This window comes from Lysobacter sp. TAB13 (genome assembly GCF_052113885.1).
GTDB classification, from domain to species: domain Bacteria; phylum Pseudomonadota; class Gammaproteobacteria; order Xanthomonadales; family Xanthomonadaceae; genus Lysobacter; species Lysobacter gummosus.
The window spans coordinates 1-509 of the sequence record NZ_JBFRDR010000142.1 but is presented as its reverse complement, the minus strand read 5'-3'; the positions used below and the strand labels follow the sequence as shown (position 1 = coordinate 509).

Sequence of the window (509 nt, the reverse complement as noted above, 5' to 3'; positions counted from 1 at the left end):
CCGGATTGGTCTCGCGGCGGAAGCGCCAGAGCAGGGCGACGATCAGGATGGCGATGACGATCGCGCTCGCCGCGGAGAAGCCGAGCGTCCAGATCTCGATCGGCCTTGGGCTGACGATCTTGTCCCAGAGATCGTAGAGCGTGTGGATACCGGCGACCGCCATGACGGCCCCGATACCGAGCGCGGCCCAGCGCTCGGCCCGCTCGTCACGGCCGAAGACCAGCGCGGCGATGCCGTAGAGCAGGACGTCGTAGACCCAGTCGACGCCGTCCTTGAGCAACTGGGCGTTGCCGATGCCGTGCGCCCAGAGCACGACATGGGCGGCGAACAGGAAAATGCCGAGCGCGATGCCCCAGATGGTCAGGCGATAGGCACGGGCCATGCGCGCCTGCGCCTTGCTGTCATGGCCGGGCTCGCCCCGACCGTCAATGTCTTCAAACGGCGTGTTCGTCTCGAACGCGGACATGCAAGGCGCTCCTCATGGCCGGCATCCCACAGTCCTGCAACGC

1 protein-coding gene is annotated in these 509 nt (G+C 67.0%); it reads right to left on the bottom strand.

All coding sequences use genetic code 11. The features are described 5' to 3' along the window. Positions 1-466: hypothetical protein (locus tag AB4Y92_RS25525; protein WP_441822159.1), on the bottom strand; the 466-nt coding region annotated here is incomplete at its 3' end. Between the last annotated feature and the right edge of the window lie 43 nt (positions 467-509).